This is a genomic window from Xanthomonas sp. NCPPB 3569 (genome assembly GCF_041475645.2).
GTDB classification, from domain to species: domain Bacteria; phylum Pseudomonadota; class Gammaproteobacteria; order Xanthomonadales; family Xanthomonadaceae; genus Xanthomonas; species Xanthomonas phaseoli.
Map to the genome: position 1 here is coordinate 2,809,382 of NZ_CM192969.1, position 14,253 is coordinate 2,823,634.

Here is a 14,253-nt window from a genome sequence, read left to right on the forward strand (position 1 = left end):
GCCCATCATGTCCGAATCGTCTTTATCCTCCTGCGCGCAGGTGCGCCTGCGCAACGGGCGTCACGTGCCTGCGTTAGGTCTGGGCTCCTGGAACCTGGGCCAGGGCCGGCATGCGCCCGAGCAGGAAATTGAAGCGCTGCAACTCGGTCAGCAATTGGGCATGCAGCTGATCGACACTGCCGAGATGTACGGCAATGGGCGCGCCGAGCAATTGATCGGTCAGGCCATCGGCCGCACGCAACCGCCCTACGTGGTGTCCAAGGTGTTGCCCGGCAATGCCAGTGCACGCGGGATTGCCCGCGCCTGCGAAGCCAGCCTGCAACGGCTGGGCGTGCGCGCATTGGATCTGTATCTGCTGCACTGGCGTGGCGGCAGCGATCTGGCCGAAGTGGTGGATGCGTTCGAAGCGCTCCGCGATGCCGGCAAGATCCGCGATTGGGGCGTATCGAACTTCGATGTCGATGACATGGAAGAGCTCTGGGCAATCGATGGCGGCTCGCGCTGCCTGGTCAACCAGGTGCTGTATCACGCCGGCAGCCGCGGCATCGAGTTCGACCTGCTGCCATGGTGCGCCGCGCACGAGGTGGTGGTGATGGCGTATTCGCCGCTTGGCAGCCGCTCGTTGCTGGATCATCCGGTCCTGCACGCCATCGGCGAGCGTCGCGGCGTTGCAGCCACCGCGGTGGCGCTGGCGTGGGCGATCCACAGCGGCAATGTCATCGCCATTCCCGAATCTGGAACGCCGGCGCATGTGCGTGCCAACGCCGCGGCGTGCACGCTGCAATTGCACGCAGACGATCTTGCCGAGATCGATCGCGCCTTCGCGCCGCCTACGCGCAAACAGCCGCTCGATCTTCTGTAAGACTCAGCAAGGTCGCGCCCGCTTGTTTGCGCATCTGCGTGGCGACGCGCGTGGCGTGATCGATGCAACACATGCAACTGCGACGTCGCGCAATGTTTGCGACGTATGTGAGTTTTCGTTCGCAAGCAGACACATGCAATTAACAGCGCCACTCCCAGGCTTTATGGCTCAGCCCGCATCCCAAGCCCGCCACAGTGGAGTTTCCATGGCCAAGTCCCCCAGCAAATCCGCGCAGGTCCCTGCCCTTGCACCTGTCAGCGCCACCGTCGATGGGTCGCGCGGTACTGGCGATGAGTTGCACCAGAAGGCAGGCGGCACGCACCCGCAACTGACCACCAACCAGGGCATTCCTGTCGGTGACAACCAGAACTCGCTCCGCGCCACGCCGCGCGGCCCGACGTTGCTGGAAGATTTCATCCTGCGCGAAAAGATCACCCACTTCGATCACGAACGCATTCCCGAACGCATCGTGCATGCGCGCGGCAGTGCCGCGCACGGCTACTTCGAACTCACCAAGTCGTTGAGCCAGTACACCACCGCCAAGATCTTTACCGAGGTTGGCGAAAAAACTCCGTTGTTTACGCGTTTTTCCACTGTCGCAGGTGGCGCCGGCTCGGTGGATACGCCGCGCGATGTGCGCGGCTTCGCGGTGAAGTTCTACACCAAGGAAGGCAATTGGGATCTGGTCGGCAACAATATCCCGGTGTTCTTCATCCAGGATGCGATGAAATTCCCGGACCTGATTCATGCGGTGAAGATGGAGCCGGACCGTGGTTTCCCCCAGGCTGCCAGCGCGCACGACACGTTCTGGGATTTCATTTCGCTGACACCCGAATCGATGCACATGGTGATGTGGGCGATGAGCGACCGCACCATCCCGCGCTCGCTACGCATGATCGAAGGGTTCGGCATCCACAGCTTCCGGTTCCTCAATGACAAGGGCGAAAGCACCTTCGTCAAGTTCCATTGGCGCCCCAAGCTGGGCCTGCAATCGACCATCTGGGACGAGGCGGTCAAGATCGCCGGCGCCGATCAGGATTTCCACCGCCGCGACCTGTTCGAAGCGATCCAGAACGGCGATTTCCCCGAATGGGAACTCGGCGTGCAGTTGTTCACCGAAGCGCAGGCAGCAACGTTCCCGTTCGATCATCTGGATTCGACCAAGGTCATTCCCGAGGAGCTGGTGCCGTTGCAGATCGTCGGCCGCATGGTGCTCGACCGCTGGCCGGACAACTTCTTTGCCGAAACCGAGCAGGTTGCCTACTGCCCGGCCAACATCGTGCCCGGCATCGACTTCAGCAACGACCCGCTGCTGCAAGGCCGCCTGTTCTCGTATCTGGATACGCAGCTGAGCCGTCTGGGCGGGCCGAATTTCCATCAGATTCCGGTCAACGCGCCCAAGTGCCCGTTCGCCAACAACCAGCGCGATGGTCACATGCAGATGGGCGTGCCCAAGGGCCGCGTCGCCTATGAGCCCAGCTCGCTGCAGGCCGATGCGCCGCGTGAAGCGCTGCGTGGCTTCCCCAGCCACGCAACTCCTGCCGAAGAAGGTGCCAAGGGCCGCGTACGCGCAGAAAGCTTCGCCGATCACTACAGCCAGGCGCGCCTATTCTTCCGCAGCCAGACCGCACCGGAACAGGCGCATATCGCCTCGGCATTGGTGTTCGAACTGTCGAAGGTGGAGACCGCTTACGTGCGCGAGGCCATCGTGGGGCATCTGCGCCACATCGACCAGGAGCTGGCGCAGCGTGTGGCCGATGGCATGGGCATGACCGCCCTGCCGCCAGCACCGCCGGCGGCAGTGGCGCCGATCGACATGCCGCTCTCGCCTGCCTTGCAGGTCATCGGCAAGATGAAGGACACCTTGAAAGGGCGCACGGTGGGCATCCTGATTCACGATGGCTCGGACGCAGCGGCAATCAAGGCAGTTCGCAAGGCGGCCGAAGCTGCAGGCGCGACGGTCAAGATCGTTGCGCCGAAACTCGGCGGCGCCAAGCTTAGCGACGGCAAGCAGTTGGCCGCCGATGGGCAACTGGCGGGCACGCCCTCGGTGGTCTTCGATGCGGTGGCGGTGCTGCTGTCCTCGGAGGCGGCCAAACTGCTGACACGTGAATCGGCGGCATTGGATTTCGTGAGCTTTGCCTGGGCGCATCTGAAGGCCATCGCGTTCGACGAAGGCGCGCAGGTGTTGTTGAAGGCCGGCAACGTGGGCAAGGATGCGGGCGTCGTTCCCGCTGCCGATACCAAGGCATTCATCACCGCAGCAAAAACCCGCCAATGGGCACGCGAGCCGAAGGTGCGCATGCTGGCGTAACCGCACCCAGGGAAGCTCCAATAACCCGGGTTAAAACCGAGGGACGGCACACCGGCTGCACTGGAGCGCTACGTCCCTCGGCTTTCGCCGCTACCACGCGTTTGCGGAGTAGCGGCAAGTACGGCGCGCCATTCCCACGGCAGGCGTCGATTGTTTTGTTTTAGCCGAAGCTTCGATAGCGCAAGCAGCATGAGCATCCACGCGATGTTCGCGACAAGCCGCGATAGAAGGCCCTGACGCAAGCGACTTTACATGTCGCGCGCGTCCAAGGCCGCGTGTGTCGTGTCCGGATAACGTCGATGATGACGCTCGGTCGATATTCGCTTACCGGATGACGATTACGCCAAATGGAGTTGCTCGGAATTGGCCACATTGCAAAATGTGCCGCTGGTTATTGGAGCACGGTATGGAATCCCGTATCACCCCGACCTCTGGTGCAGCAAGCTTGCCGCTCCCTGCGACCGATGACGCGGCGTTACCACGCGACCCGGCAACGGCCGACGATCGGCAACATGGCACTGACGCACGATTGGCTGGACTAACGCCACGCCGCAGCATGGCTCGGGCCGGCGCAGCCCCCGCGCCCGATTGCATGACGCCGGACACCGCGTGCACCAGGAGCATACGTGCGCCTGCCTCGGCTCCCGGCGTAAACCGGCCGGATAAGCCCATATTCTCGGTTATGCGGCCTGTCGCGTTTCTCTCAACCAAGGCCGGCATTGGCGGCCATGAACCGATGCGCCTGTCTGGAAGTGCTGTCGTCTTCTCGCGCTCCAAGGCGACATTGGGAGGCAGCGATGTTGGCATGGTCGGGATGCTCGATGGCCAGGAACACCTCGTCAAAACCGGAATTTCGCGAAGCCTGCTGGGTCAAGCAGTGGCCTGTTGCGCGAAAGGGCAAGTCGAGAAGGCCACCAAGCGTTTGGGCTACATCGTTGGCTCTGCAGCCAGGCTGCTTGAAGGCGCCATAGACAAGCAGGCCACGCAGCAACGGCTGACACTGGCCTTCCATGCCTTTCTCGATACCGAAAAAGGCAAAGAAATGGCGGAAAAGGCCAAGACAGGGGCATTGGATATCGACGATGTCTGCAGGATTCACGACAGCCTGGTGGCCGCTGATCCTCGATTACGCAATCCCCTTGGCATCCCCATCCTGTTCGACGTCATCAACGTCGCTGCCGCCCAGGATCTGGTCAATGCGCTGCAGGAATGCTATCTGTCGCGGCAACACATTCCGGACTCATCGCTGCTGACACTGCCCAGCAACGCCTTGATCGCCTCGCGACTCATCCATGATGCACAGCCGCTGGACACGTTCCTGACTAAAGCGTTTCTGCCGCCTGAGGTTTCGCTTGCACAGGCCAAGCAAGCCGCTGCCCGTGTCGAAAGCGCCGCGCCCGACAGCGGTGCGCAGGCGGATGAACTGGCCGAAGACCGCGCGCTGCTTGCGCGGATTAACGATCCGGTCAATCTCCGTGCAGGCAAACAGGCATTGGTCGACACACTGCGCCACAACGGTCTGGACGGGCTGTTCGCATCGTTGCTGGTCAGGCTGACCCTGGGTGAAGCGTCTGATCTTGGCCCGGACAATATGCTGGTCGTTTCCGGGGAAGATGCACGCCACAAGGTCATCAGCATCGACGTGACCGGCTTTCGCTACGATCGGGAGCAGGATGTGCCGTCAGATCCACGCTTTCGGCATGGTTGGGGAGACGTCATTCGGGCCCCGGCAAGCGCGCTGGACGTGCTGCTTCATAAAAGCGTGATGAGCGATCGTTATGCGACAGGCCTGAAGAGCGTGCATGCCATGGTCATCCAGGCCATAGGCGAGGCGCTTGACGGGCAAGCCAGGCCCGAAGTGGAAATGGTCAAGCAGTGGTACGCCGCGCTCGACGTGAACTCCGCCACGGCGTCCTTGCGTTCGTTGGGCGATCAATTGAAAGGCATGTCTGCCGCAGGTTGGATGCCCGATGCCGCGCTGGTGAACCAGGTGTTGGCACGCAATTCTTCTTTCCTCAACAACGTGGTTCAAACATCCCGGAAATGACGGCTGCGACCAGCGCGTTCACTGGCTAGGGCGTTTTAGACCGGCTTTCTTCCTGCGAGGCATTGGCATACAAACAGACCCCAAGCTCCCCGCCTGCCGGATCGCCTCTCTCAGATGCTTACCGGTCGCAGGTCCTTGCCAGGCCCGCTGCAACTGGCCAGTCACGTTAAGTGATTCGTGCAGCTCCGAGACCTTTGCTGCGGGGATCTCTTTGCTTGGAGAGGACAGACTCAGTGCCCTTTCTACTGGTGCCCACCAGCACCAGCCACCAAAAGCTGGCCAAGCAGCTTGGAGCCGATGGTTGCCCGGTGCACCTTGGCGCCGGTATTGCCGAGGGCGCGCATCACCTCTTCCCAGCGTGCGCCTAGGTTGACCTCCCTGGCCGTCTTCAGGTGGACGGCGGTCAACTCCTTGTAGTGAAGCGCGCGCACACCAGCGGAAGTCACCGATTTGTCGGTATGTATGTGGACGAACCAGGGCGCAGGATTGTCTCCATTGGACTGCGGCGTGTGCTCGATACGCACTTCGAATAGTCTGCCACGGTCGCCACGGTCGCCCTCTGAACGAAGCAGGTTCGGCGCCGTGACGCGTGCCAGTCCATTCATGGCCAACAGGCGCTCCAGATGCAGCGCGCGTGGCTGCGGATCGGTCTTGAGCGCATCGGCTTCGCGCCGTTCGAAATCTTGCTCGATCCTCTGGAGAAGACGCAGCCGCGTGTCGAGTTGTTCGATGCGCTCGTCGCCTGCACGGAGCTTGCCTTTGAGCTGCAGCAAGCGCTCACTCGATCCGAACCAGCCCTGCATGCGGGTCCTGGCAAAATCGAAGGCCGTCGCCGCGTCATGTCTGGAGTCGCCGATGAGGCGCTCTACGTCGACGGTGTCCTTGCCAAGGCGCTTGGCAAGCGCGATGAAATCGCCGCCGAATTCTGCCACTGGCAACGTCTCCAAGCGTGTGCTTCTCAGTACCTCGTCGGCCTGCTTTTGCGCAGCGCTGCGCTCATCGACGACCCGCTGCGCGGGCGCTGCCGCCAGCTGGACACATCAGGCGTGCGCGTGCGCGTCTTACGTGACCTGCTCGATTTGCCTGCGCTCGTTGTCGGCACGCTTGTGGTGAGCGACGCCGGTCGCTGTTCGGGCGAAGCCACTGCCGCGCCAATCAGCTGTCTGTCCTGGACGGCGAACTGGCACATGTCAACGATCGCTTGGCGTTGGTCGGTTAGCGCCTGTGCAAGATCGAACATTGTTGCCCATAGATGATCCCTGGCATGCCCCCCTTCCTCGATGAGCGCGGCGGCATCCACACACAGCTGCATCCCTGCTCGGCCGCGCATCTCGGCGTAGTCGACGACCACGCTCTTGTACATGGCCAGCCTCTCCGGTGTCAGCGAGTGCCCGGTCGAGGACATGCATTCGAGATGGACCTCGACCACATGCCTGAGCGCTTCACCCACCTCGGCATGGCGAAGGCTGTCGATTTCTTCGAGCTCTCTCAGCCGGTCAATCACCTCGAACAGGCCGTACTGGTAGGCCTGATCGTAAAGTTTCTTCGAGTGTATTTCGACGAGTATCCCGCGGACGGTCTGCATCCGCTCATGGCACGACCCCATCATCGCCCTCGCGACCGGCAGATTGTTCCTGAGCGCATCGGACGGCCTCAGCCCCGTCATCGGCGACTTGACGCGCTGGCAAACCTCTTCCATGGCTGCAAGGGCATCAAGAAGATGCGCGCGCAACGCAAGCCATGGTTCCGGTTGCTGCTGACGGATGGCGTCGGCGGACAACACCACCAACTCGGCCCTTTGATTGGGGACATGGCCCAATTCCTTGATCAGTTTCCGCTCGAGCATCTGCTCGCATGAACCGTAGTGAAGGGATGCAGCCACGGCCAGATGCGACACCACGTAATTCTCATGCTCTGCGATGCCGGCAAGCGGCATACGTTTTTGGATCTTCAGCTCGGCCAGCGCCTGCAATGCTTGTCGACCCGATTCGATCGCGGACGTTCCGGACCGGAGTCTTGCTTCCAGTACCCTGATATCCGATGTTTCGGTCGGCGCTAATTCTTTGGTCAAATCGTTGAAGCGTCGCAGCCTGGACGAGGCCCTGCTCAATACCTCGAAGGGATCTGGTCTTTGCGGGACGGACGGCCCGGCAAAGAGCGCCGCCATGACGTCCTGGGCATTGGATGCCGCCGGAGGATTGGCTCTGGAGGCCCGGCCCAGTCTTTGCGGCCTGACCGCAAGCCCGCCGAGTTGCGCGGAGACCGTCACGCTATCGGCAGGCGCGCTGGTGGCCGCTCCCGAGCCCGATGGTGTCGATGCGGCTTGAATCAATTGCGCGGGATCCGGTGAGGCCTGCTTGGTCGATCCAATCTTAGGCACGGTGCATCCTCCGATATGGCCGCTCGCACACGGCATTCTGATATCCCCCCGTCACGACATCTGCATGGAACGTGAGGGTGTCGCACACCAAACCTAGCGAGCGGGCAGCGAAGCGTGTTGCCGATGCGTAGAGCAGTCGCCGCGTCACCTATGCATGGTGCGCGATCCGTCTGCCTTATCGTGCTGCATATTGCAGTGCCTGCGTCGCTCGCTGATGAAACCGATATTTTTCATCGTTCAATTACACGTGACGTGCGCAGCGAATACGTATTGCCGTTTCAACATAAGAAACTCGACCGACTCGCTTGTCGATATGCCTGACATCGCCGCCGTAGTAAACCACCGAACGCTGCGCTGTTCGCATGCCGCGCGAATGCTTGGTGACTGATACGAAGACACCCGGCTGCGCACGCCTTTATTCAATGACCAGACAACGCGATCAAGGCAGCTCCCCGATCATTTGTGCACCTATCAATACCGGTTACCGCATCCGACGCCCTTGGGAGCGTGTCATGGACTTTGAGGTGACTGCGCAGCATCCTGTGGCGCGTCGAGACGAGGCAAGGGCCTTGCATGGGCTGCCCCTTTGCAAGGCGCGCAACGCGGTATCGGCGCGCAACAGGGCGCTTGTTTGAAGCACCTCATCAGGCAGTTCAAGATAATTCAGGCTCAACTCACGTCTCGTGCAGGCACGTTGAGATTGCCCCGCATCTACACTGTTTCGGCTGAAAACTGCTGCGCATTCGCCAATGCACGATATTCGCGCGGCGTCATGCCCACCGCTTGCTTGAATTGCCGCGCGAACGCGCTTTGATCGCTGAAGCCGCACGCGTGGCCGATTTCGGTGAGGCTCTTGTTCCCGTGCAGCAGGTGCATCGCCATCTGCAGGCGCAGCTTGGCCAATACCTGTTGCGGCGTGAGCTGGAAGACCTTGCGGAACGAGCGTTGCAGCTTGGACATGGAAAACCCGGTGATCTCCACCAGAGCCTGCATGCGGACGTTCTGCGCGTAATTGGCGTTGAGATACGCCAGCGCAAGTCGCAGCTTTTCGTATTGCGATTCGTGCCCGTCCTGCGGGCCCAGATCGCGCGAGATGCCGATGATGCCCTGCACCTTGCCATTCACCACCAACGGCCGCTTGCAGGTCAGGCACCAGCCAGGCTCACGGTTGGCGAACAGGTGGAGCTCCAGCAGGTTGTCGATCACCTCGCCGGCCAGCACCTGCTCGTCCTGATTGGCGTAATTGGCGCCCAGTCCGCTGGGATAGACCTCGGCAACACGCTTGCCGATCAGGTCCTTGCGCGATTTCAGCCCCAGCCGCCGCAGCATGGTCTGGTTGACGTGGGTGTAGCGGCCCTCGCGATCCTTGACGAAGAACAACACGTCCGGCACCGCATCGAACAACGCTTCAAGATCGGCAGGATCGATGCTCTTCATGCGAGAGGGTTCATGCAGGGCAAGGTGCTCGAGACCGGGAAAAGCGCATCAAACCAGGTGTGCGATCGAAACGATCCGACCCTGCCGCGACATGATACGCCGCAGGCGCGATCGGCCTGCGGCCGGAGGACTCAGCGCGCGTTGTTGCCTGCGTCCACTGCCGCCGGTGCAGGCTTGGCATCTCCCGCCGCAGCGGTCGGGTTACCGATGCGATCCAGCGGCACCTGTCGCGCACGCCAGCTCTGCACCACCGCCGCACCGGCCTGTGAGCCCACCTGCACGCGCAGCCGCGCGCTGCCGCCGGGCGCAATGAACTCGATCTCACAGTCGCCAGCAGCCATGCAGCTATCGGCCGCAAGGGGATCCACCAGCTGCCAGCCTTGCTCCATCACTGCCTGGGCGAACGCGCGATACCCCATGCCGGATTTCAGCACGGCCGGCAATGGCACGCTCGCATCGCCGCCTAGCTCGGACGACGCAGCCGCCGCCACCGGGGCGCGCGCAGGCGCAACGGCGGGCCGCGACGCGGCGCCCAGGGCGGGACTGCAGATCAGGGCGATTGCCCACAATGCGGGGCGGAACGACGTGCGCATGCAAACGGTCCTTGCGGTCCTGGCAGGGAACTGGGAAGAGGAAGATGCGCTAGTTTGACATGCCTGTGATGCGCTGCGGCAATCGCATTTGGGATGCATTGGCCCGTGATCCGGACGGCGGCGTTGCAGCCGGTTCACGCCAAGCGTGCTCATCCAGTGCGCGTGATGTCGTTGGAACTGCCAACGCTTCAGGTCGATAGTCGTCGCCGGCATCGGTCATTGCGACCGCGGGCGGAGGCATCGATACCAGCGCGCCCACCGCCGTGCCGGTCGCCATCGTCGCACGCAAGCTGCATCATTGCGGTTTGCTCGCGGAGTTTTCGATGGCCATCGCCAACGCTTCAACCACGACGTCTTCACCGTATGCAGTCGGCCAGCTGTGGCGCTGCCGCGGGCGCAGTGCCGCCGAAACGCCGCTGTTGCTGATCAACCAGATCGATACGCATCCGCAGGGTGGCCAGATCCTGCATGTGACCATCAGCGACGTCCAGGTGCGTCATGCGGGAATGCTCAACGGGACGCTGGACACGCTGCCGCACATACCGGTCATTGCACAGACGCTGGAGCGCAGCGCTGCCGAACATGTCGGCGACAGCACGCCCAATCAGGCCTATCTGCCCGGGTATGCCGAGTGGAAGGCGGCGTTCGACGCCGGGCGTGCCGGCTCGTTCGGGATTGCGGTGTCGGAAATTCTGGACATCGTGGAAGGCCAGCTGGCCAAGCGCGGCTAGCACCGAGCAGATGTCAGGTGGGCATGGACCGCCGGGAAGAATGCAGTGCACGCACGGCAGATGGGATGTGGAATAACGGCAGCGTGCCTCTGGCAGTGCGCACAACCGCTCGCTAGCATTCCAGCCGCAACGGGCAGGATGCGACTGCCGAACGGTGACTTCGACAGCGCCCATCACCCAGAGAACGCAATCGCTCAAGCAACCGACACGCCGCGCCTGGCGGCGTGTCGGTCGTTCATCACTGGCCGATATGCTGCTTCAGCCAGCCATTGACGGTGTCATGCCACAAGATGCTGTTATCCGGCTTGAGCACCCAGTGGTTCTCGTCCGGGAAATACAGGAACTTGGAATCGATGCCCTTGCGCTGCAGCGCGGTGAACGCAGCCAGGCCCTGTTCGACCGGAATGCGGAAATCCTGCTGACCGTGGATGACCAGCATCGGCACCTTCCACTTGTCCACGTGCAGCACCGGGTTGAACTTCTCGTAACCGGCCGGGTTCTGCCACGGCGTGCCGCCGTTTTCCCACTCGCTGAACCAGAGTTCCTCGGTGGCATAGCCCATGGTGCGGTTGTCGAACACGCCGTCGTGGTCGACCAGGCACTTCCATGGTTGATTCCAGTTGCCCGCCAACCAATAGACCATGTAGCCGCCATAGCTGGCGCCCAATGCGCAGGCCTTGTCGCCGTTGAGGAAGCCGTATTGCTTCTGCGCGGCGGCCCAGCCTTTTTGCAGATCTTCCAGCGGGCGGTCGCCCCAATGCTGGCTGATGGCGTCGGTGAACTCCTGGCCGTAGCCGGTGGAGCCGTGGAAGTCGATCATCACCACCGCATAGCCCTGCCCGGCGTAGGTCTGCGGATTCCAGCGGTTGCTCCAGCCATTGCCGAAGCTGCCCTGCGGGCCGCCGTGGATCAGGAACGCCACCGGATAGGTCTTGCCCTGCTGATAGTTATACGGCTTGACCACGTAGCCATGCACGGTGTCGTTGTTCCAGCCCTTGAACTGGAACTGCTCGTAATCGCCGAACTGCACGTCGGGCAGCATTTCGCCAGCGCTCTGGCTGATCGCGCGCAGGCCCTGGCCTTGCGCATCGCTGACGAAGACCTGGTCGCCGCTCTTGAGCGAGCTGCGCGTAAACGCCAGCGTATTGCCGGCCAGCGTCGGGGCGTGCACGCTGCCCTCGCCCACCAGCTTGGTCGCCTCGCCGCTGGCGATATCGATCTTGAACAGCGGATGCTCGCCGAGATCATCGGCACTGGTGTACAGGCTGCTGCCGTCGGCGCTCAGCACGATTTCGCCGGCCGAGCGGTCCCACTTCGGCGCGATCTCGCGGGTCTTGCCGCTGGCCACATCCATCGCCATCAGGCCGAAGCGGTCGGCCTCGAAGCCCGGGCGCTTCATGGCGCGGTAGTACAGGGTCTTGCCGTCGGTGCTGAACACCGGGCCGGCATCCCAGGCCGGGTTGGCCGCGGTCAGGTTGACCGGCGCGGACTTGCCGCTCGCATCCAGGCGGTACAGATCGAAGTTGGTCTGCCAGGGCTCGTCGTTGCCGGTGGGCTTGCCGCCGGCCTTGGGGTTCTTCCCTGCTTCCGGGCCATGCGGCTGCGGAATGCGCACGCTGGCCACCACGCTGCTGCCGTCGGGCGACCAGGTGTAATCGTCGTTGCCACCGAACGGCTTAGACGGCGCGTCGCCGGCCAGCGTGGCGCTGATCGCCGATGCCCCGACCACTGCCTTCGCACCAGCCGCAGGCAACTCGGCCACGAACAAGGTATTGCGGCGACCATCGTTCCAGGTGTCCCAATGACGCACGAACAACTGGTCGTACACCACGCCGCTGACCTTGTTGTTCTTGAGCTCGCTCAGCTTCTTCTTGGTGCAGCCCAGGTCCGAACCGCAGTCCTGGAACACCCCCGCGCTGAAGGCGATGCGCTTGCCGTCCGGCGAGAGCTTGTAGCTGTCCACGTCTACTGCAAATGCGGTGAGTTGCTGCGGGGTGCCGCCGGCCATCGGCTGCGCGTAGAGCTGCTGGCTGCCGGATTTGCTGCTGAGGAAGTACACCGTCTTGCCGTCCGGCGACAACGTCGGGCTGTTGACGTTCCATCCTTCCGGGGTGAGCCGCTTGGGCGGCGCCAGATCGCGCGTACGCAGATTGCGCACCCACAGGCTGGTGGCCGGCTTGCCATTGGCGGTCTTGGCCTGGCGCTTGGCGAACAGCACCACGCTGCCATCCGGGCTGAGCGTGGGCGAGGACACCCGGTCCAGCGCCACCATGTCGCGCACATCGAAACCGCGCGCGGCGGCAAGGCTTGGCAAGGCAGCCAGCAAACACAAGGGCAATACGGCGTGACGCAGCTTCATCGAGATCTCCGGCAACGGCAAAACGTCGATGGTAGGCGTTGCTGCGGCGCACGCGCAAAGGCAGCAGGTCATGCGGCGCGACGCAGTGCGCCGCGCACGCATGCGTCCGCCCATGCCGCCTATACGCAACATGGGCGGCTGAGCGCTTTGGAGCGGCTAACAGAACGCAGCGCGCTGTCGTCAGGTGGGTGCGGACGGGGCACTCAGAACCGGAGTGTACGCGTGGCACATGCCGATTCCGAGCACCGGCCGCGCCCGCCTGGTGGCTGCGCAGCTGTTTTGTTCGCTGCCCTTAGAAGCAGTGCGACAGGCCGACGTAGACCTGCGTATCGGGCGTGCGGTCGTTGAGGCCGAAATTGGCACCCACGTCCAGCTGCAACAGCGGGTTGAGCAGATACGACGCCGCGATATCGGCCGAGTACTGCTCGACGGTCCGCGCCGGGTCGCGGTTGATCGAGGACCACAGTTCCACGGCCATCGATAACTTCGGCGTGATCGGGCGCGCGAGATTGATCACGTTGACGATGGCGACATGCTTGCCGCTGCCATCGCTGTCGGCCAACCAATCCAGCTCCGGACCGAACGTCAGCGAGAAGCTGCTGGGCAGCACGAAGTTGACCGGCAGCGCCAGGCCGCCTTCCCAGGTGTCGTTGCCCAGGCCGGTACGCGCGGTGGGTGCTTTGACGAACGGCAGCAGCGCCACGCTGGCGGTGTCGCTCTCGTACACACGCGCCTTCATGCGCAGATACAGATCGCCGCCGCCGCTCAGGCTGCTGCGCGCGCCGGTGGCGCGGTCGGTGGTCTTGACCTGCAGCTGCGGTGCCCAGTTGAGTTGCAGATCGATACGGTCGCTGACGCCGTACTTGAGCGTGGGATTGGTGAAGTACGCCGTCTCTGTGCGTGTGCCGGGCTGGCTGTCGCGCGTGTAATTGCCGATGTCGGTTTCCAGCTGCCAGTCGCCGGCCGGCACGGTGCAGGTGGCATTGGCCTTGGTCGGCCGATCGGTGCAAAGCGCCGCGTCGGTGGCGTCTTGCGCCTGCGCCTGAACTGCAAGGCTGCTCAGCGCTGCAGTAACGATGACGGCGAGCAGAGTCCTGCGGGAAGACGAGCGCGAGGTGATGGTGGGCATTGCGGTGATTCCAGGGCAAAGCGCGGCACGAATCGCATGACCGTGCAGCGTTGAAGAGTGGGATGAGTAAGGCGTTACGACGCGCGGCATGGCGGCGCTGCGCTTGGTCGGCAGTGCCGCGACTGCAGGTTTTTCAGGGCGGCGCCAGCACGGTCGCGATGCGTTAAGCACGCTTGCTGGAGAGCAGTGCGCGTGTTTGCACTGGCAGACACTTGCCTGGCGTTACGAACGTCAAGTAAAGCGCGTAAGCGCGCCACGGTTTCCAGCGTGGTTGGGATCAGGTCAGTCCAGGCATGCAGCACTCGTGGCGCACCGTTGTGCAGGAGACGGCACGATAAGGAGCGGCGGCATAAAGTCGCTATGCACGGCAGCGGCGCAGGGCGTAAAGCCGGCGCAAAGAC

The 14,253-nt window shown here is 62.9% G+C and carries 8 protein-coding genes, 1 other RNA gene and 1 pseudogene; 4 read left to right on the top strand and 6 right to left on the bottom strand.

Translation table 11 applies throughout. From position 1 onward, the window contains the following. Positions 1 to 7 precede the first annotated feature (7 nt). The 3 genes from ACCQ03_RS12365 (at position 8) to ACCQ03_RS12375 (ending at position 5,223) form a co-directional block, all read left to right on the top strand. The gene (locus ACCQ03_RS12365) at positions 8 to 862 is read left to right on the top strand and encodes an aldo/keto reductase (protein WP_057677411.1); all 855 of its coding nucleotides are present in this window, start codon (positions 8 to 10) and stop codon (positions 860 to 862) included. A gap of 205 nt (positions 863 to 1,067) precedes the next feature. Continuing rightward, a complete protein-coding gene (locus tag ACCQ03_RS12370; protein ID WP_150145666.1) occupies positions 1,068 to 3,176 on the top strand; it encodes a catalase in 2,109 nt (702 codons plus the stop codon). Positions 3,177 to 3,990: 814 nt separating this feature from the next. Next, the gene (locus tag ACCQ03_RS12375) at positions 3,991 to 5,223 is read left to right on the top strand and encodes a type III secretion system effector protein (RefSeq protein WP_150147580.1); all 1,233 of its coding nucleotides are present in this window, start codon (positions 3,991 to 3,993) and stop codon (positions 5,221 to 5,223) included. Positions 5,224 to 5,465: 242 nt separating this feature from the next. Here ACCQ03_RS12375 and xopP read toward each other — a convergent pair. The 3 genes and pseudogenes from xopP to ACCQ03_RS12390 form a co-directional block, all read right to left on the bottom strand. Continuing rightward, positions 5,466 to 7,603, bottom strand: a pseudogene (xopP, locus tag ACCQ03_RS12380) (type III secretion system effector XopP). Between the two features lie 711 nt (positions 7,604 to 8,314). Beyond that, entirely contained in the window at positions 8,315 to 9,040 is a 726-nt protein-coding gene (locus ACCQ03_RS12385) for an AraC family transcriptional regulator (RefSeq protein WP_057677416.1), read from the bottom strand. A gap of 131 nt (positions 9,041 to 9,171) precedes the next feature. Then, the gene (locus ACCQ03_RS12390; protein WP_057677417.1) at positions 9,172 to 9,633 is read right to left on the bottom strand and encodes a hypothetical protein; all 462 of its coding nucleotides are present in this window, start codon (positions 9,631 to 9,633) and stop codon (positions 9,172 to 9,174) included. A gap of 323 nt (positions 9,634 to 9,956) precedes the next feature. Here ACCQ03_RS12390 and ACCQ03_RS12395 point away from each other — a divergent pair, with 323 nt between their 5' ends. After that, positions 9,957 to 10,364 carry a hypothetical protein gene (locus ACCQ03_RS12395; RefSeq protein ID WP_209228663.1) on the top strand — a complete coding sequence of 136 codons (408 nt, stop codon included), beginning with the start codon at positions 9,957 to 9,959 and terminating at the stop codon, positions 10,362 to 10,364. Positions 10,365 to 10,602: 238 nt separating this feature from the next. On the opposite strand, the gene ACCQ03_RS12400 is transcribed toward ACCQ03_RS12395, so the two are convergent. From ACCQ03_RS12400 to ACCQ03_RS12410, 3 genes are all read right to left on the bottom strand, one after another. Further along, entirely contained in the window at positions 10,603 to 12,723 is a 2,121-nt protein-coding gene (locus tag ACCQ03_RS12400) for an alpha/beta hydrolase family protein (protein WP_209227346.1), read from the bottom strand. Between the two features lie 154 nt (positions 12,724 to 12,877). Continuing rightward, positions 12,878 to 12,954: non-coding RNA, sX9 sRNA (locus ACCQ03_RS12405), on the bottom strand. A gap of 61 nt (positions 12,955 to 13,015) precedes the next feature. Then, positions 13,016 to 13,852, bottom strand: a complete 837-nt coding sequence (locus ACCQ03_RS12410) for a transporter (RefSeq protein ID WP_057677421.1) — start codon at positions 13,850 to 13,852, stop codon at positions 13,016 to 13,018. Positions 13,853 to 14,253: the final 401 nt, after the last annotated feature.

Bases quoted from the DNA above. Each gene is read 5' to 3' on its own strand.
- ACCQ03_RS12365 (WP_057677411.1), top strand. From the start codon at position 8: ATGTCCGAATCGTCTTTATCCTCCTGCGCGCAGGTGCGCCTGCGCAAC.
- ACCQ03_RS12370 (WP_150145666.1), top strand. From the start codon at position 1,068: ATGGCCAAGTCCCCCAGCAAATCCGCGCAGGTCCCTGCCCTTGCACCT.
- ACCQ03_RS12375 (WP_150147580.1), top strand. From the start codon at position 3,991: ATGCTCGATGGCCAGGAACACCTCGTCAAAACCGGAATTTCGCGAAGC.
- ACCQ03_RS12385 (WP_057677416.1), bottom strand. From the start codon at position 9,040: ATGAAGAGCATCGATCCTGCCGATCTTGAAGCGTTGTTCGATGCGGTG.
- ACCQ03_RS12390 (WP_057677417.1), bottom strand. From the start codon at position 9,633: ATGCGCACGTCGTTCCGCCCCGCATTGTGGGCAATCGCCCTGATCTGC.
- ACCQ03_RS12395 (WP_209228663.1), top strand. From the start codon at position 9,957: ATGGCCATCGCCAACGCTTCAACCACGACGTCTTCACCGTATGCAGTC.
- ACCQ03_RS12400 (WP_209227346.1), bottom strand. From the start codon at position 12,723: ATGAAGCTGCGTCACGCCGTATTGCCCTTGTGTTTGCTGGCTGCCTTG.
- ACCQ03_RS12410 (WP_057677421.1), bottom strand. From the start codon at position 13,852: ATGCCCACCATCACCTCGCGCTCGTCTTCCCGCAGGACTCTGCTCGCC.